At 40.7% G+C, this 17,587-nt stretch carries 20 protein-coding genes, 1 pseudogene and 2 riboswitches; of the genes and pseudogenes, 13 read left to right on the plus strand and 8 right to left on the minus strand.

Translation table 11 applies throughout. From position 1 onward, the window contains the following. Positions 1 to 76: 76 nt before the first annotated feature. The gene (locus V6D41_RS14120) at positions 77 to 277 is read right to left on the minus strand and encodes a hypothetical protein (protein ID WP_333518617.1); all 201 of its coding nucleotides are present in this window, start codon (positions 275 to 277) and stop codon (positions 77 to 79) included. Positions 278 to 818: 541 nt separating this feature from the next. Here V6D41_RS14120 and V6D41_RS14125 point away from each other — a divergent pair. The 4 genes from V6D41_RS14125 to V6D41_RS14140 all read left to right on the plus strand — a co-directional run bounded on the left by V6D41_RS14125 (position 819) and on the right by V6D41_RS14140 (position 3,091). Then, positions 819 to 1,064, plus strand: coding sequence for a helix-turn-helix domain-containing protein (locus tag V6D41_RS14125; RefSeq protein ID WP_333518618.1), 246 nt, complete (start codon positions 819 to 821; stop codon positions 1,062 to 1,064). A 329-nt stretch (positions 1,065 to 1,393) separates the two neighbouring features. Then, positions 1,394 to 1,975 carry a hypothetical protein gene (locus V6D41_RS14130; RefSeq protein WP_333518619.1) on the plus strand — a complete coding sequence of 194 codons (582 nt, stop codon included), beginning with the start codon at positions 1,394 to 1,396 and terminating at the stop codon, positions 1,973 to 1,975. Then, positions 1,962 to 2,282: a hypothetical protein gene (locus V6D41_RS14135; protein ID WP_333518620.1), complete on the plus strand. Its 321-nt coding sequence runs from the start codon at positions 1,962 to 1,964 to the stop codon at positions 2,280 to 2,282. The genes V6D41_RS14130 and V6D41_RS14135 overlap by 14 nt, the downstream gene beginning before the upstream one ends. 113 nt (positions 2,283 to 2,395) lie before the next feature. Then, positions 2,396 to 3,091, plus strand: a complete 696-nt coding sequence (locus tag V6D41_RS14140) for a hypothetical protein (protein ID WP_333518621.1) — start codon at positions 2,396 to 2,398, stop codon at positions 3,089 to 3,091. Positions 3,092 to 3,124: 33 nt separating this feature from the next. Here V6D41_RS14140 and V6D41_RS14145 read toward each other — a convergent pair whose 3' ends face one another. Next, the gene (locus V6D41_RS14145) at positions 3,125 to 3,316 is read right to left on the minus strand and encodes a hypothetical protein (protein WP_333518622.1); all 192 of its coding nucleotides are present in this window, start codon (positions 3,314 to 3,316) and stop codon (positions 3,125 to 3,127) included. A gap of 665 nt (positions 3,317 to 3,981) precedes the next feature. Here V6D41_RS14145 and V6D41_RS14150 point away from each other — a divergent pair. The 3 genes and pseudogenes from V6D41_RS14150 to V6D41_RS14160 all read left to right on the plus strand — a co-directional run. After that, positions 3,982 to 4,211: pseudogene (locus V6D41_RS14150) on the plus strand (MFS transporter); the annotation flags it as partial. A gap of 284 nt (positions 4,212 to 4,495) precedes the next feature. Continuing rightward, positions 4,496 to 5,344 (plus strand): glucosaminidase domain-containing protein, encoded by an 849-nt coding sequence (locus tag V6D41_RS14155; RefSeq protein WP_333518623.1) that lies wholly within the window; start codon positions 4,496 to 4,498, stop codon positions 5,342 to 5,344. Between the two features lie 107 nt (positions 5,345 to 5,451). Further along, the gene (locus tag V6D41_RS14160; protein ID WP_087993356.1) at positions 5,452 to 5,715 is read left to right on the plus strand and encodes a YiaA/YiaB family inner membrane protein; all 264 of its coding nucleotides are present in this window, start codon (positions 5,452 to 5,454) and stop codon (positions 5,713 to 5,715) included. A gap of 36 nt (positions 5,716 to 5,751) precedes the next feature. Here V6D41_RS14160 and ktrB read toward each other — a convergent pair whose 3' ends face one another. The 4 genes from ktrB to cudC form a co-directional block, all read right to left on the minus strand. Continuing rightward, entirely contained in the window at positions 5,752 to 7,089 is a 1,338-nt protein-coding gene (gene ktrB / locus V6D41_RS14165; RefSeq protein WP_333518624.1) for a Ktr system potassium transporter KtrB, read from the minus strand. Positions 7,090 to 7,095: 6 nt separating this feature from the next. After that, positions 7,096 to 7,764 carry a potassium uptake protein KtrA gene (gene ktrA / locus V6D41_RS14170; protein ID WP_087993354.1) on the minus strand — a complete coding sequence of 223 codons (669 nt, stop codon included), beginning with the start codon at positions 7,762 to 7,764 and terminating at the stop codon, positions 7,096 to 7,098. Positions 7,765 to 7,837: 73 nt separating this feature from the next. Further along, a riboswitch (cyclic di-AMP (ydaO/yuaA leader) is annotated at positions 7,838 to 7,986 on the minus strand. Between the two features lie 146 nt (positions 7,987 to 8,132). Continuing rightward, complete coding sequence (gene bslA, locus V6D41_RS14175; RefSeq protein ID WP_148963914.1) at positions 8,133 to 8,678, minus strand: biofilm surface layer hydrophobin BslA; 546 nt, start codon at positions 8,676 to 8,678, stop codon at positions 8,133 to 8,135. Positions 8,679 to 8,884: 206 nt separating this feature from the next. Then, complete coding sequence (gene cudC, locus V6D41_RS14180; RefSeq protein ID WP_087993352.1) at positions 8,885 to 9,427, minus strand: choline uptake/conversion transcriptional regulator CudC; 543 nt, start codon at positions 9,425 to 9,427, stop codon at positions 8,885 to 8,887. Positions 9,428 to 9,625: 198 nt separating this feature from the next. Between cudC and betB the strand changes: the two genes are divergently transcribed. The 3 genes from betB (at position 9,626) to V6D41_RS14195 (ending at position 12,989) form a co-directional block, all read left to right on the plus strand. Continuing rightward, positions 9,626 to 11,098, plus strand: coding sequence for a betaine-aldehyde dehydrogenase (gene betB, locus V6D41_RS14185; RefSeq protein WP_333518625.1), 1,473 nt, complete (start codon positions 9,626 to 9,628; stop codon positions 11,096 to 11,098). 15 nt (positions 11,099 to 11,113) lie between these two features. Continuing rightward, entirely contained in the window at positions 11,114 to 12,322 is a 1,209-nt protein-coding gene (gene gbsB / locus V6D41_RS14190; protein WP_148963911.1) for a choline dehydrogenase, read from the plus strand. A gap of 88 nt (positions 12,323 to 12,410) precedes the next feature. Further along, positions 12,411 to 12,989, plus strand: coding sequence for an MOSC domain-containing protein (locus V6D41_RS14195; RefSeq protein WP_333518635.1), 579 nt, complete (start codon positions 12,411 to 12,413; stop codon positions 12,987 to 12,989). Between the two features lie 4 nt (positions 12,990 to 12,993). Here V6D41_RS14195 and V6D41_RS14200 read toward each other — a convergent pair whose 3' ends face one another. Then, positions 12,994 to 13,482 (minus strand): DinB family protein, encoded by a 489-nt coding sequence (locus V6D41_RS14200; RefSeq protein WP_148963910.1) that lies wholly within the window; start codon positions 13,480 to 13,482, stop codon positions 12,994 to 12,996. A gap of 169 nt (positions 13,483 to 13,651) precedes the next feature. On the opposite strand from V6D41_RS14200, the gene V6D41_RS14205 reads away from it, so the two are divergent. Genes V6D41_RS14205 through V6D41_RS14215 form a run of 3 tightly spaced genes read left to right on the plus strand, consistent with a single transcriptional unit; the run spans position 13,652 to position 16,270 of the window. Beyond that, on the plus strand, positions 13,652 to 14,176 hold the full coding sequence (locus tag V6D41_RS14205; protein WP_333518626.1) for an NfeD family protein: 525 nt from the start codon (positions 13,652 to 13,654) through the stop codon (positions 14,174 to 14,176). A gap of 18 nt (positions 14,177 to 14,194) precedes the next feature. Further along, positions 14,195 to 15,727, plus strand: coding sequence for a flotillin lipid rafts scaffold protein FloT (floT, locus tag V6D41_RS14210; RefSeq protein WP_289347951.1), 1,533 nt, complete (start codon positions 14,195 to 14,197; stop codon positions 15,725 to 15,727). A gap of 21 nt (positions 15,728 to 15,748) precedes the next feature. After that, entirely contained in the window at positions 15,749 to 16,270 is a 522-nt protein-coding gene (locus tag V6D41_RS14215; RefSeq protein WP_333518627.1) for a GNAT family N-acetyltransferase, read from the plus strand. A gap of 39 nt (positions 16,271 to 16,309) precedes the next feature. On the opposite strand, the gene thiT is transcribed toward V6D41_RS14215, so the two are convergent. Beyond that, positions 16,310 to 16,888: an energy-coupled thiamine transporter ThiT gene (gene thiT / locus V6D41_RS14220; RefSeq protein ID WP_148963906.1), complete on the minus strand. Its 579-nt coding sequence runs from the start codon at positions 16,886 to 16,888 to the stop codon at positions 16,310 to 16,312. Positions 16,889 to 16,988: 100 nt separating this feature from the next. Next, a riboswitch (TPP riboswitch) is annotated at positions 16,989 to 17,090 on the minus strand. Positions 17,091 to 17,587 lie beyond the last annotated feature (497 nt).

Here is a 17,587-nt window from a genome sequence, read left to right on the forward strand (position 1 = left end):
TTTTTTCAAGAAAAAGGGAATTTAATTTAGAATTAAGCAAATTAGACAAAATAAGCCAAATATCGACAGAAGATTATTACCATAAATGCAAAGCAAGAAACGAAAGTGCCCATGCAAATATGCCGAACAATACAAAGAACCTCAGAAAAGTTTCATATTTTGTAAGTTTTCGTTCTTTTTTTGTTTTACCTAATCTCCAATAAAGGGCGTAGCCGGAGAACAATAAAATTATTTGTCCCAGTTGAGACACGGACTCTAAAAACTCTATACCATTCATTGATTTCACCTCTTATTTAATTATCGCAGACGGAAAAACCGTTTCCAACAGTTATATAAAAATTGAGCAATCCGTAATGTGTCTAATGGTATAAAAAATGATGTTTCCCTTATCCAGTTATTATTTTAACGGAGCAGAACTTTTTTTTATTAAACCTATATACAATTGTTTATAGATAGTGTATAATAAGAGTATAAGGAGGTGAGGAAATGCTAGACAATATGTTAAAAGTCCTTCAAATTATCTTCTATGTTGCATCAATCGCATGGATTGCCCAACAATCACACGATGCAAAGAAGAATAATAAGAAGGACTAAGTGTAAAGGGAAGCGAGTTGGTCGCTCGCTTCTCAATATAATTATAAACAGTCTAGCATACAATATGAAGAGAAAACAAACATTCATTTTTTCCATGATACTGCTTAGTGTTGCATCCATTGGTCTGCGCTCATTTTGGACAAACCCTTTTACAACAGGCGTTATGATCTTTGTCTTAACGTTAACCATTTACACGATCATTAAGGATTTAAGGAGAAGATAACATGGAATACCATTTGAAAAGCCGTCAGGAGGTCGAGGACTTCATTAGACGTGAAGTCCTCACCACTAACGAGGCAGCAGAGTTACTCGGGGTTAATCGGGCACGCATGAGCCAGCTTATAAGCAGCGGAAAGCTTAATCCAATTAAAAAATTGAGAGGGATAAGCTTGTTTCTTCGAACTGACCTAGAAGAAAAGAAAAAAGAATTAGAAGCCGGCCGGAAGAAGTACCGGCCGTATGATGAGTGAAGCCCTTCTCAAGTTGAGGAGGGTTTTTATTCGTCATACGTTTGCCACTTAACTAAAAACTTTGCTTCAATAAGGGAACTGAAATATATTCATGGAATAATTTAAGAAAATTCCGACTAAAATGGTTTTAAACAATTTAAAAAAATTTCGTGTGCTCAATGCATGATTCATAAGGATTCCGTAAGGGTATGTACAAAATAGAACAAACTTTTCTCTTGTAAACTGAGAGTTGCTGTAGTATATTAAGGCAAGATAAACAAAAATTTTCCACTTGTTTTCTTGTGCAATATTGGATATAATATATGGTTATTTGTCGGGAGGTGCTTATTATGAATATAAGAGAATGGTTCGAATTGGAGCCAATGTACGCAGAAACCAAAGTTAATGAGTCTGTTGACAGAATGTTAATTTTGTGCCGTGATGCTCTAAGCGAATATTTTTCTATTAGCGATTCTAAAGATATCAATGAACTTATTCAAAAAGCATATGAAAGTAGGGATAAGTCCTTGGATGAACCATTTTTAGAATGGTTATTAGAAAAAGGCCTGCCTCGACTTCATAATATTGACTTCAGCAATTTACCTGATAATGAAAAACTAATTGCGATGATTGAAATTGATGAGTTTGTATTAGAAAACGAGATGGATTTTTCAGATCCAGAAGAAGTTAGAGCGTGTATTATTTCGTTCGTAAACAGTTTGCCGGAATATATATCTTCTTGTAATGAGATTGCAGCTTCTATAGAAGATGAAATAGAAACTACACATTCAATTGAGATTGCAATTGAAGAAAATGCTTACGAAATAATTGATGATTATATAATTGGCGAACTTGTATCAGGAACGTTAGACTGGGGATCTGCTGAGCAGGTCCCTTTTTATATGGAGGAATTTACATATGGAAACTTTTGAATACTACAAGTTAATAAAAACAGCGGTTCAATTAAGAGAAGTGAAATTACATTCAATAAATTGTTCGCTTTTAGATGCTAGTTCTAAAAATAGAAATCTTTCTCTTGAACTGAACAGGCACGTTGAAGTCATATCAGATAGGGAAGCACATATAAAATTACATGCGAAAGTACATTTTAAAGAAGATGGTCCTTTTTTAATCGATGTAGTCTATTTAGGAAAGACTGAATTGTTAGACGAAAGTATAGATAAACAGGGTTTTGAAGAATATAATTTGCACTCTGTTGTCCCTTTATTACTCCCATAAGCCAGAGAATGTGTATCAAGTCTATTATCAAGAATGGGTTTCCCCGTTTACACAATTCCTACAATGGACATACTTGAATCCTTAAACGAAAACATGGAAAAGTCGGAGTAACTATGAGTATTACCTTTGTTAGAAAAGATAAAATTGATAGTTTTGTGTCAACCGCCATAGAAATTGCAAATCATTTTTCTGTAAAAAGAGAATCATGTTTATCTTTAATCAAAGTTATTCGAACTAAATGGAGTATAGATAACATCCCCAAACTATTAATGTTGTTTAAAACTAAGTTTTCTTTGTTTGAAGATGGACAAACACTTATTGATATATTAGAAAAGGCGGTTTCAGAGTGTAACGACGACTACGATTTAAATAAACTTAGAGGCACATTAACAGAAGGTTTATTGCTAGGGAGATACAGCCAATCAATAGTGAATGCAGAATCTTTTGGCTGGGGGGCACAAGTCGTTATTATGGATAAGGATGGTTATCCTAACGAATTAAAATATCATTGTCCTAGTCATAATGATGAAAATAATCCTGAGTGTTTTAGTAGAACAACGGTAGACCTCGGTTTTTGGAATGGAGAATATGGGGAATTTTTTGAGTGTAAAGTAAGACCAGATAGAATTAAATGTCCAGAGATGAGTTTTATGAAATATTTAAATCGAGAGTTGACTCAAAGTAATATAAAACATAATTTGTATTTCGTCACTACTGATACTTTAGATAGCATGAGAATGAAAGTGAAAAAAGATCATCCTAATGAAAATTTTTTTAAAATTATTAGTTTACAAGAAACAAGTGCGTAGAGCCCACCAACTGGTGAGCTTTTTTTAATTATTTTAATTTATTATCCACTTTTTTTGTTGCTTATCCCACTTCAATTCACCTTTCATCAAAAGGTTCTTCACAGCTGCACGAATATCCTCTTCACTTTTTCCTGTTTTCCTTTTCAAATCGTTCAAAGTTGGATTCTTACCATATAACTGCATGTTCACTATGATCTGATATACTTTCCGTTCAAAATCAGTCATTTGATCATCTCCTACAAGGATGATATTCGAACGTAAGTTCCTTTGTCAATAATTTGGATTTGGGGACAGATGGGGACGAATTGGGGACCAACTTCCTCATTTTTAATCAAAAAAGAATATTTTCAATCAGAAACTTATGTAAGAAAACCCTATAAAATAGGGTTTGAGTATAAAACGTCTGTTCGTATCAGAAACCCATCTCCACACTGGCAGCGTAGAGGTCAGGGGTTCGAGCCCCCTTGGCTCCATACCTTTAAACCCTTATTCTATAAGGGTTTTTTTGTTTGTTTTTGAGGGAAAGGTTCGTTTGCTGTTTTTTTGAACATGTCACGACAGGATTTTCCGGTGAACTTTAAAATGGTCGCCTGAGGGAGTAAGCAGGGACTCATAAGTGAAGTTTTAGCCCGCTTTGGCTCAAAATTACGATATCGGGCAAAAGCTGTTCAGGCTTTTGTTTTATACTTGAAATTTCTGTCATTAGAAAAACCTAATCGATTAGGAACAATACTTGAACATATGATCACTTTTTCACATATTTAAATTAATATCATTTCCCATGATAGGTAGAGTATTAGAATGAAAGCTAATGGCATGCAAAATCTATTAGCTTCTTTTGTTTTTTAAAATGATGTGTTTCGTATGCATTTATAGGAAGGAATGACAACATGAAGACAAAACACTGTTGGATGATTTCTTTGCTCGCTGTTTTAGCTGTCGGGCCGAGATTAATGTTTAACACGGCATTGTCGTCAGTTCAAGGCCTTGTTCAGAAGACGGTCGGAGGGACTTCATATCAGTGAATCAAATATTATTCGGCAATATGGCCTTTGCATTATTTTTGCCGGCAGGTCCGCTGCTGAGGAAAAAATTCGGCGCCCGTCCGATCTATCTAGCTCTGCAAGATTCTATGATGCCTCCTTATCATGATTTCTTTTATCCTGAGTGTCCTGCTCAAACGCCGCTGTTACCGCATCCTGCGGAAGTCGGCTCCAATGTCGTCCTTCCTAGACTTCAAGGATTTTGTCAACAATCTGAACCATTTCTAGTGAAAAGGTTTTTTGTTTGCAATCTTTTCCCAACTTTCTGCCTAAAGAATTGAAAAATATTAGAAGTCAAAGTAAAATTCTAAAAGGTAGATTCTTTTACATTCGTAATCTTTTAACTCGAAGGAAGGTATTCATGGCCCGTAAAAAACTGAAAAAACGCAGACTCTTGATTACACTATTTTTCATTGTATCGATTCCGTTAGCCTTTTTTGTTTTAGCCACAACTTTATCAAAACCGATTGAAACAGCCAAAGAACCTGAAGAAATTGATGAACAGCAAGTATTTATTGACAGCCTGTCCGGGCATGCGCAAATTTTGTATGAGAAATATCATGTCCTCCCCAGCATCACGATCGCTCAGGCCATTCTCGAATCTGACTGGGGGAACAGCGAGCTTGCTACTCAGGCCAATAACCTTTTTGGTGTAAAAGGAAATTATAAAGGCCATCACGTCACGATGGAAACGGATGAATTTGAAAAAGGGGAAAGAAAAACCATTCGCGCAAAGTTTCGCAAATACAGCACGTTTTTTGAATCTATGGATGACCATGCCCAATTGTTTGTCCGCGGCACATCATGGAATAAAAAGAAGTATAAACCGGTGCTTGATGCTGGGGATTATAAGGAAGCGGCAACCGCCTTGCAAACAGCAGGATATGCTACAGATCCTGATTACGCTGACAAACTCAGCGCTATTGTGGAAAAATATGATTTAGATGCGTACGATGAGGTCAATCCATCCTTGAAATCTGTGGATTTCATCGGCTCCATTAAAGACAGTGCCGTTCAAGACGTATGGTCCAAGCCTTCTACTGATGATAGGTCCATAAGACTTACCTCTGCCCAATCTTACATCGGAAAGGACATAAAGGTAGTATCTAAAAAGCAGAAGGGCCAGTCCGTATGGTACCAATTTCAAATCAATGATAAGCTCATCGGTTGGATTGACGATTCAGCTGTTGAAATAAAGGAAGCAACCTAAGCTGTTTTTACTGGTATTTTTATTTCTATGTTCCATTCAGGGGAATTTGAGGTATAATATTCCACGGAAGTTATCACTTATTGACTATGTTTTCAGGAGGAACAAAGATGCAGAAATATAGACGGAGAAACACGGTTGCTTTTACAGTATTAGCTTATTTCACTTTTTTTGCGGGAGTATTTTTGTTTAGTGTCGGACTCTATAATGCTGATAATCTGGAACTCAATGAAAAAGGCTATTATATTGCCGTTATGATACTTGTAGCGGTCGGTGCGATTCTTACACAAAAAGTGACCCGTGATAACGCAGAAGATAACGAAATCATCGCGGAGCAGGAAAAAAGACACAATCAATCTCATATCGAATCATAAAAAAAATCCGGCGCCTGCACGCCGGATTTTTTACTATCACCCCGTAAACACCTCACCATCAGGATAACGAATATTTGATTTCTCTGTTTTCGCGAATGAAAACACGAACGTCAGAGGACCAATTCTTCCGATGAACATGATGACAATAATGATACATTTTCCCGCTTCTGTGAGTTCGGGAGTCAATCCCATTGATAGACCGACAGTTCCGAATGCTGAAAAGGTTTCAAACACAATTTGGATAAACGGTGCTTGTTCTGTGATCGTCAGGGCGAAAATTCCTAAAAACACAATGAACAAGCTGGTGACGCTGACAGCTAGAGCTTTTATGATAATCGGGTATTTGATGGAGCGGCGGAAAATAACCGTTTCTTTTTTTCCTCGCAGATAAGCGATAACAGACATTAAAATCACGATGAACGTGGTCAGTTTAATACCGCTCGCTGTTGAAGCGCTGCCTGCTCCGATAAACATCAATAATAACGTAAATACAATCGTTCCTTCTCTCATACTCCCAATATCGAGGGAATTGAAGCCTGCGGTTCTCGGCGTTACAGCCTGAAAATAGGAAGCCCACAGTTTATCTCCTATATGCAGGTGGCCGAGCGTGCCGGGGTTGCTATACTCTAAAGTGAAAATCACCAGCATAGCAACTGCATTCAGAATCAATGTACCTGTAAGCATGAGCTTCGTATGTAAGGAAAAGGCTTTGAATCGCCGGTTTTTCATGATGTCAAACAGAACTGTAAATCCGATCCCTCCTGTAATAAATAAAAAAGTAATCACGATGTTAATTGTAGGATCTCCAACGAAGCTCATCAAGTTATCCGGCCACAACGAAAATCCGGCATTGTTAAAAGCAGATATTGCATGAAACAGACTGGCAAACAAGCCGAATGCCCAGCCATACTGGGGCACAAACCGGATGGATAAGATAAGAGCTGCTATCAGCTCAATACTGATCGAAAACAGGAACAGAACCTTGACAAGACCTACGACACCGCCGATTGTCGGCTGGTTTAAGGCTTCCTGAACCAGCATTCGTTCTTTTAATCCGATTTTCTTTCCTAATATCATGACGATCAAAACAGCAAAAGTCATAAACCCAAGACCGCCGATCTGAATCAGCCCCATGATGACAGTTTGCCCGAAAATTGTAAAATCTGTACCGGTATCAACAACTGCAAGCCCTGTTACAGTTGTAGCGGAAGCTGCAGTAAAAAGGGCATCGATCCATGATAATGGCTTCGCTGCAGAAATCGGGAGCATTAACAGCACACTCCCGATGATAATGGTTAGAAAAAAACCAATTGCAAGCACTTGAGGCGGTGTGAAACGAACCCATTTGATCACTTTATCCTTTTGAAGTGTCACCTTTGTCTACATCCCTTCGTTTTCAAAACGTCTAATATCCTTTTTGTGCCCCATGATCACCAGGCAATCTTGTTCGTGAATGATGTCTCCGGGTGCTGGAGAAAGTCGGATATCTCCATGGTGTTTAATGGCAAGGATTGTACAGCCGTACTTTGCTCTTACATTCAGATCAGTAATTGATTTTGAATTAAGCTTGCGTGTTGCCAGCAGCTCGACAATACTGTACTCATCAGATAAATCAATGTAATTTAAAACGTTCTCATCAGAAAGGCTTTGTGCGATCTTGACGCCCATGTCCTTTTCAGGGTGAATGATACGGTCAGCGCCTATTTTTTCAAGCACTTTATGGTGATAATGGTTTTGAGCTTTGACCCAAATATTCGGGATGTCAAATTCCTTTAATAATAAGGTGGTCAGGGTACTTGCTTGAATATTCGCTCCGATCGCAACAACCACGTATTCAAAATTGCGTATTCCTAACGATAGCAATTCGTTTTCTTCGGTGGCGTTGGCAATCACCGCATGAGTTGCGTAAGAAGCGTATGCATTTACCTTTTCTTCGTTGATATCAATTGCAAGGACCTCATGCCCCATTCTGTGCAGCTCTTTGCAAATGCTTCCGCCAAACCGGCCCAGCCCAATCACGGCAAATTGCTTATTTTTTATTTTTCCCAATGTTCATAACTCCCTTAGTAAAATTAACGTTTTTGAAGCAAAAAAGACCATCTCGAAGAATGGCCGCTAATAGACCTCCTCTCTGGATACGCCTACGAGGTTAGCTGTCGGATTAGGGATTCAGAGTACCCCCTCTTACTAAGTAAGATTCACCCCTAGGCTGTGAATAAAACAGCCAATCGTTGGTTCCCCCGTTCGTGTTTGATTAAGCGGTAAAAGAGCCTCTTATGAAATTGAACACTCAAGAATTTACTCCTGTTTCTAGAGTTTGTCAATTTAAATTTTAAACCAGAAAAAAGATAATTGGAAATAGAGGGAAAAGGGGAGGTTAAAACACAAAAAAGACCGGCGTTAACCGGTCTTCATGTTTAGTTGCAGCCGCATGGCTGAGTCGGAGGAGTACTGCGCTTAGCCACGTCAATGCTGGCTTCGGCGTAAAATTTATTTCCGATGCTCAATGATTTATTCTCCGCACGGAAAGTATATGTACCAGCGGCAGGAAGTGTTTTGTTATTTAGTTTTAATTTGAATTCGCCAGCTCCTAACAAATCAAGTGCCAGAGGAACCCTTACTGTTTTCCCGTTATTAAGGATCTGTGTTTCACGCAACGCACGCCCGTTCATTGTGTCTTTTGTATTTGCAGTAAATCCGCTTGGCAATGTAAATTCCATAACACCAAGGCTGAGAAGCGTATTTGGACGGTACGTCAATTCGATATCGGAGAAAGACCATTCTGTTTTGCTGGTCCCTGTGATTGTTGCAAACAATGAAGCTGTTGACTGTGTTCTCATAGTAGACTCAGTATGAGCGGAAGTTGATTTAGATTCAGCCGCGAAAGAAGCTGTAGGTGCAGAAACGAGTAAACCGAGACTTAATGCACCAATTGCCAAAGAAGATAATAATTTACGTTTCATAATAAAATTCCCCCTTAAAAGTTAAAAAATTTACAGGCCTGCCCGCTTTTCACCTCCACTGAATGGCCAAATACAAATTTTACCTACATAAAATTAACATCAAACATTTTGGAAGTAAATGGGGTGTTTTTCCCGTATTTTTCAAATTTGTAGTAATTACATACAAACGAACAGAAAAACGCCCGGTTTCCCAGACGTTTTCTTCTTTACTTTCTTTCGATTGGTATAAACTTAAAAATTTCCCCGCTCTGCACCGATTCAGCAAGCCGTTTCAGCCAATCATAGTAGGCTCTAGAGCTTTCCAGCTGCTCGTAAAGCTGCAGCGCTTCATTTTTGAGGTCTTCATTGAGGCCTTCCTTGTTTAAAACCTCTTGTAAATCAGCCTGGGCTTCCTCAATCGCTGCTACATTTACTTGAACTTCCCGCTCCCATTTAGGCGGAAAGAAATTCGTGAAAAATTTGAAAAAATCTTTTTCAGCTACAAATGTATGCTTGCGGATGCCCCGGTGAAAAGTTTTTTTCACCACATTTAAGTCCTGAAGTTTTTTGACACCTGTGCTCATGCTTGGCTTGCTCATTTGCAATTCCTCACGCATTTCGTCAAGCGTCATCTCATCCCGCATATACATCGTCCCATATAAAATCCCGACACTGCGGGTAATTCCGTAAAGATCCATCGTTTCAGCAATGGAGTCGATAACAAGATCCCGAGCCTGTTCTATAACTGCAAATTCTGGATTTTCATCCATACTGACCCTCTTTTCCTTTAGAGAATTAAATTCGTTAAGTTATTTCTTTATGTTCTTTATCTTAACGAAACATAAAGAAAAGTCAAAAAGAAAAATCAAAATGGGGCTTTGACAGTTTAAAAACCATATGTTAGATTAAGGTTGTTAAAAACATTAAATTTTTATTTAACAAACTTTATTTACGTCAAGGAGGCTTATATGAGTCAAACATTATACATTGACGGTGAATGGATCAGCGCCGAAAAAGAGCAGATCCGCAACATTATCAACCCATTTAATCAAGAAGAAATTGCAACCGTAAGCGAGGGAGGGCGAGAGGACGCCATCAAGGCGATCGAAGCCGCGCGAAGAGCCTTTGACAAAGGAGAATGGTCATCTCTATCCGGGCTTGAACGCGGGAAAATTGTTCTGAAAATTGCGGAATTAATTAGACGTGATCTTGATGAGCTGGCTGAACTTGAATCTCTTGATACGGGAAAAACACTCGAAGAAAGTAAGGCCGATATGGACGATATCGCCAATGTATTTCAATATTACGCCGGATTGGCAGACAAAGATGGTGGAGAGATCATTTCTTCTCCGATCCCTGATTCAGAAAGCAAAATCATCAGAGAGCCAATCGGGGTTTGCGGCCAGATTACGCCATGGAATTATCCGCTCCTGCAAGCGAGCTGGAAAATCGCGCCTGCACTGGCTGCAGGAAATACGATCGTCATGAAGCCGAGTGAGATCACGCCGCTAACGACAATCAAAGTGTTCAAGCTGATGGAAGAAGCGGGTGTTCCAAAAGGTGTCGCAAATCTCGTCCTTGGACCGGGAGCAACAGTGGGCGACGAGCTTGCCGCAAACGAAGACGTCGATTTGGTTTCATTTACAGGGGGAATCGAAACAGGCAAAAAAATCATGCGGGCGGCAAGCGGAAACGTTAAAAAAATCGCGCTTGAATTGGGCGGGAAAAATCCAAATATCGTTTTCAAGGACGCAGATTTAGAAGTTGCGGTCGATCAGGCATTAAACGCTGTATTTTTCCACGCCGGCCAAGTATGCTCCGCCGGTTCCCGCTTGCTTGTTGAAGATGCTATTTACGATCAATTTTTAGCAGAGCTTGTCAAACGGGCAAAACGCATAAAACTCGGAAATGGTTTTGACGCAGAGACAGAAAGCGGTCCGCTTATTTCTGCAGAGCACAGGGCAAAGGTAGAAAAATATGTAGAGATCGGAATAGAAGAAGGCGCGAAGCTCGAGACAGGCGGCAAACGTCCGGAAGACCCTGCGCTACAAAACGGCTTTTTCTATGAACCTACTATTTTCTCAAACTGTAAATCGAATATGAGAATTGTTCAGGAAGAGGTATTCGGTCCTGTATTGACAGTCGAAACCTTCAGCTCGGAAGATGAGGTAATCGCGCTTGCGAATGATACCATCTATGGCTTGGCCGGAGCGGTATGGTCTAAAGATATTGAAAAGTGTGAACGCGTAGCAGCCCGCTTGAGAATGGGAACGGTTTGGATTAACGATTTCCATCCGTATTTTGCGCAGGCGCCATGGGGCGGCTATAAGCAGTCCGGATTCGGACGCGAGCTTGGAAAAATAGGCCTTGAAGAATATACAGAAGTCAAACATGTGTATCGCAATACAAAACCGGCAGCGGTTAATTGGTTCAATTCATAAGAGGGAGAGATTATAATGACATTAAATATGAAAGTAGAAAGCATGCACAAATTCCACACATTTGAAATTCCGACTGTGATTAAGCACGGAATCGGAGCCGTCAAGCATACGGGAGAAGAAATAGCTGCGCTGGGCGTTTCGAAAGCACTCCTTGTCACAGACCCTGGGATTTATAAAGCCGGCGTCGTTGACCCTGTAATCGAATCACTAAAAGGAGCGGGCATTGAAGTTGTGCTCTTTAATAAAGTAGAGCCAAACCCGCCTGTCCGTCTTGTGAATGAAGGGTCTGAGCTATACAAAAAAGAGAACTGTAATGGTTTAGTGGCAGTCGGAGGCGGAAGCTCCATGGACACAGCGAAAGCAATTGGAGTAGAAGCAACACACGAAGGAAGCGTACTTGATTATGAAGCGGCAGATGGAAAAAAACCGCTGGAAAACCGGATCCCTCCGCTGACAACAATTCCGACAACAGCCGGAACAGGTTCAGAAGTAACCCAATGGGCTGTTATCACGGATGAAGAAAGAGAATTCAAGTTCAACACGGGCGGTCCGCTGATCGCAGCGCACCTGACCATCATTGATCCTGAGCTTCATATTTCAATGCCTCCGCATGTAACAGCCATGACGGGAATTGATGCGCTTGCTCATGCCATTGAGTGCTATACAATGAAATTTGCTCAGCCAATCACGGATGCAGTTGCCTTAATGGCGATTGAATATGCCGCTCATTACATTAAAAGAGCATTTGCTGACGGAGAGGATCTGGAAGCAAGATACGGAATGGCGCAGGCTGCGATGCTTGCAGGTCTTTCTTACGGCAGTGAATCAGCGGGCGCGGCTCATGCGATGAGCCAAACGCTTGGCGGCATTATTCCAGTCGCTCACGGTCAATGTGTGGCTGCGATGATGGGTCCTGTCATGGAATACAACTGGAAGGGCTATCCTGAGAAATTTGCACGTATTGCAAAAGCGTTCGGTATTGATACTAGCAATATGACAACAGAAGAAGCTGCGAAAGCATCTGTTAATTGGATGTATGACCTAGTCGGAGACTTAGAAGTACCGACTTTAGAAGAGCAGGGAGTATCGCCTGATATGATCGAACGCTTGTCAAAAGAAGCGATGAAAGATCCGCAAACCTTCGGAAACCCTAGAGACTTAAATGAAAAAGCATACAATTGGATCTACAAGCGCTGTTTTAACCTTACACCTAAAACTGTATAATCAGATGTCCCGCTCCTTTACAGAGCGGGATTTTTTTGGATAATGAAACATAAATGGATATGTTAAAGAAGAAGGAAGGTGCCGAATGATGTGGAAGCGTATGACTGCAAAAACAGAAGGCTTGTATATCGCAGATACAGAAAGTTTCGTAACAAAGCGAATGGACAAGCTCGATATTGATTATGGCGGCATCCCCGGTGACTTGCATTTTGGACTGACCAAAAAAGCGGGAGCCAGAGAACCAATGTTTTCAAGGGGGACCGAAATTTTCAACCGCAGACAAATTTCAATTGTTTCAATAGAGGAATGTGATGAGTTGGCTTTAAAAATGGGAGTGTCGAGTATTTTGCCGGAATGGCTCGGGGCAAATATCGCAGTCAGCGGAATACACGATTTCACTTCATTAAAAGAGGGGAGCCGGCTCATTTTTCCAAGCGGTGCCGCTTTGCTATGTGAGGGAGAAAATGATCCTTGTATCCAGCCGGGTGAAGTCATTCAGTCTTATTATCCGGAAAAGCCGAAGCTGGCGCCGGCTTTCGTCCGCCACGCATTGGGCATAAGAGGGATTGTCTGTATTGTGGAGAGACCGGGCGCTGTTTACGCAGGCGATGAAATCGAAGTTAATTCCTATTATAGAAAAGTCAAACGAAAAGCAGAAAGGGTCTGAATAATCAGGCCCTTCCCACCTTTTCTTTAATTTCTTTAATCTGGCTGAGATGCCGTTTTTCGTGGTGACCGATAAAATCGATCCACTGTCTGACAGTCAGCTCCTGAAACACAGGATGCGGAAGCACTCTCTCAAAATCTTCTTCTTTTAGCGAGGCAATTGCCGCTGTCAGCTGTTCTCTCACCACGTCAAGCTCGCGTTTCATTTGGCTGCCTGAAATAAATTCATGCTCAGGCTCTAGGTGACTCGGAGCTTTCCGCTTATTGTTTCTGTCCTGTGCAACCTCAAGCGTTTTTTCTTCAACTTCTTTAACAGGAGCTTCCTTTACACGCTCCTTCAGCATTTGTTGTGCGGCCATATCGATTTTTTTCAAATGATCAAGAACTTCCCTTATACTCCATTCTTCAGCAGAAGGCTTTTGATTCAGCTTTTCGTCAGAAAGTCCTTTTACTTCGTTCCACGTCTCTAATCTTGCTTCATTAAAGATACTCATCATATCTCCTCCTAAAATGACATTACCATATATATAAGCAATTATCATTTATAAAGCACTTCGAAAAGGGTGTTTTATCTAAAAATTTCGAAACCTTTTTTCGTTATGTCTCGTATAAATGGTAACGGCAGCCGTTCACCAATGCATTGATGAAGAAAGGATGAGGAATTTGGAGTTGTTTGGCGTACCTATACAAACGATTTATCTTTATACGCTTATTATTGCGGGCAGTCTTACGCTATTATTTTTATTTTTCGGAGATGTATTTGCAGGACTGTCAGAAGGCATTCCGTTTCTTAATCCAACATTGGTGCTCGCGTTTTTCACATGTTTTTCAGCAGGCGGGTATATAGGCGAGCTCATATTGCCCCTGTCCAGCCTGTTGACCGCTCTTTTCTCTTGCATCCTTTCGCTCATCCTGGTGATATTGCTTCACATTTTTATTTTGGTACCATTATCATCCGCAGAGGAATCATTGGCTTATAAAGAAGATGATCTAAGAGGGAGAATCGGTAAAGTGATTACAGCTGTTCCTGTTGACGGGTTTGGTGAAGTGGTCATTGAAGGGATAGGCGGCACCATCTCGAAGTCAGCGGTCAGCTTTGAGAATCAGCAGATCAGTTACGGAACAACGGTTTTGGTCGTAGATATCAACAACGGAGTTCTTTCGGTTACTCCGCATGAATCTATTTAAAACAAGGAGGAATGTGAAATGACTATGCCGATCATTATTGTCATCGGAGTTGTATTCTTTTTATTAATTGCACTGTTAGCCGTTTTTATCACAAAGTATCGTACGGCAGGGCCTGACGAAGCGTTAATCGTAACGGGGAGCTATCTTGGTAATAAAAATGTTCATGTCGATGAAGGGGGCAACCGTCTTAAAATCGTCCGCGGCGGAGGAACCTTTGTCCTTCCCGTCTTTCAGCAGGCAGAGCCGCTAAGCCTATTATCAAGCAAACTTGATGTTTCTACACCTGAAGTCTATACAGAACAAGGAGTACCTGTAATGGCTGATGGAACTGCTATTATTAAAATAGGCGGTTCTATAGGGGAAATCGCTACAGCGGCCGAACAATTTTTAGGGAAATCAAAAGATGACCGGGAGCAGGAAGCGCGTGAGGTTTTAGAAGGCCATCTTCGTTCCATTCTCGGCTCAATGACAGTCGAAGAAATTTATAAAAACAGAGAAAAATTCTCTCAAGAGGTGCAGCGTGTCGCCTCACAGGATCTCGCAAAAATGGGGCTTGTGATTGTCTCCTTTACCATTAAAGATGTCCGTGATAAAAACGGTTACCTTGAATCATTAGGGAAACCGAGAATTGCTCAAGTAAAACGTGATGCTGATATCGCAACAGCAGAGGCTGATAAAGAAACCCGGATTAAGCGGGCAGAAGCAGATAAAGATGCGAAAAAATCAGAACTTGAACGGGCGACGGAAATCGCTGAAGCTGAAAAAACCAATCAGCTCAAAATGGCTGAATACCGCAGAGAACAAGATACGGCAAAAGCGAATGCCGATCAGGCATATGATTTAGAGACTGCCAGAGCGCGCAAGCAAGTCACAGAGCAAGAAATGCAGGTTAAAATTATCGAACGCCAAAAACAAATAGAACTAGAAGAAAAAGAAATTCTTCGCCGTGAACGCCAATACGACTCAGAGGTAAAGAAAAAAGCCGATGCAGACCGTTATTCTGTCGAGCAGTCCGCAGCAGCTGAGAAAGCCAAGCAGCTCGCGGAAGCCGATGCCAAAAAGTATAGTATAGAAGCAATGGCGAAGGCAGAGGCGGAAAAAGTCAGAATTGACGGACTTGCAAAAGCAGAAGCTGAAAAAGCGAAAGGGGAAACAGAAGCTGAGGTTATCCGTCTAAAAGGTCTTGCGGAAGCGGAAGCAAAAGAGAAAATTGCCGCTGCTTTTGAACAGTACGGACAGGCTGCGATTTTCGATATGATTGTAAAAATGCTTCCGGAATACGCGAAACAAGCAGCAGCACCTCTTTCAAATATTGATAAAATCACTGTTGTTGATACAGGGGGAAGCGGTGAATCAAGCGGCGCCAACAAAGTAACCAGCTATGCGACAAACTTAATGTCAAGCCTTCAAGAAAGCTTAAAAGCATCATCGGGAATTGACGTGAAAGAAATGATTGAGAACTTTTCAGGAAAAGGAAACGTAAAACAAAGCATAAACGAATTAACAAATGAAATAAAAGAAGCAAAAGAAGTCCAAACACGAGAAGAATGACTAAGGAAAGGATAGAACCAGATGGTAACTGTACGAGAAGCAAAGTTAGAAGATATAAAGGACATTGCAAAAGTGCATGTCGACAGTTGGAGGACAACATATCGCGGAATTGTCCCGGCTGAATACTTAAACAGTCTGAACTACAAGGAATTTGAAGACAAATGGAAAAGCCGTTCGTTAAAGGGGTTATTTGTGGCTCAGGATGAAAAAGATTCAATATTCGGCTTTGCTTCATTTGGTCCTATTCGCTCTGAACAAGAAGGCTATGACAGCGAGCTATATGCTATTTACCTTTTAGAAAAGCATCAGCGGCAAGGTGCAGGCAGGGCACTCTTAGCAAAAGGAGCAGAGTTTTTGCTTCATCAGGGCTTTTCGAGCATGTTTGTTTGGGTAATTGAGCAAAACCCCTCGATTACATTTTATCAATCCTATTCGCCTGAAAGAGAAGCGGAGGACAGCTTTGAAATTGTCGGAGAAAGACTGAAAGAAATTGGTTTTGGCTGGCCGGATCTTTCTGCTTTGATAACGATTCTTAACAGGTAAAAAAACAACCCCCAGCAGATTCCGCTGGGGGTTGTCACGTTAAGCTTTGTCAGTTTTGAGCAAACGCGGTGCTGTCATAAATAACAAACAAAGGACAATTGCACAGATGAAGAATGAAGGAACCATATAAGTTGCATTATAAGTTAAAGAATAAATCCATACCGGCGTTCCTTTTGGAGCATAGCTGCCGAAAAACACAGCCCCTGAAACGACATGCGCGGCATAGCGCAGAAAACTGCCGATAAAAACTGCGCTGACAACTGAAACAATCAATTTCCCTTTTGTTTTTGCTGCAGCTGCTTTGCGGACAGTATAAGCGAAACAGCCGCTTATTCCAATTGCTGTGAACGCGATAATATAATCTAGGAAAAGCTGTATAGGATGTTGTGCGAATAAGTTTCCGATCGCTATCTGAACTAGTCCTGTCAGCAGACCGGTAGTAAGGCCTGCTTTAACACCCCACCGAAACGAAATCAAAAAGATCGGAATCATCATGATGGAGACCGAGCCACCTTGAGGCATTCTAAGAAACATTCCTGAGACGATGTCTAAAATAACAGCAGCCGCAGTCATAATTGCAATTTCAATAAGGCGAACCAGTTGCTTAGATTGATTCATAAAAATCCCCTTCCATCGATAGACAACCCAAAAGGACAACAAAAAAGCAGCACGCGGAAGGATGAGAAAAGTTCCACGCACTGCTTTACGATCTGCAATTCATTTGACTTTGCCACATCCCTACGCCAGCGTTAACTAACAGGTTCAAAGGGTCAGAACGAAACCGCTCACTCTCAGCTTTAATGCTCCCCTTGTGGTCATCAATATTTAATTCGTTTCTACTATACAAGAAAAAGAAAAAAACAACAAGATCATTCTACTGATGTAGATGTTCTTTTAAAATAGTTATTTGATAAATACACGATAGATGACATGACGAGGATTATAGTTTATTTATTTTATAGAATTTTTTCCGTGAAAACTATTGCAATAAATAAATACAGATGTTATATTATTAAACGTCGCTGATGAACAGCGGACAAAACAAGAAGCTTCAAAACAATTTGAAAAAGTTGTTGACAACAAAGAAGCTGAATGTTATATTAGTAAAGCTGCTTCATTGAGAGGCAACGAATGATCTTTGAAAACTAAACAAGACAAAACGTACCTGTTAATTCATTTTTATAAATCGCACAGCGATGTGCGTAGTCAGGGGCCTGCGCGATGCAGGTCATGCAGATGTTGTCATAGGAAGTGACGAACTTAATCTGCGCTCCATTACTTCATGGAGAGTTTGATCCTGGCTCAGGACGAACGCTG

It is taken from the genome of Bacillus sp. 0102A (genome assembly GCF_036765155.1).
GTDB lineage: Bacteria > Bacillota > Bacilli > Bacillales > Bacillaceae > Bacillus > Bacillus subtilis_G.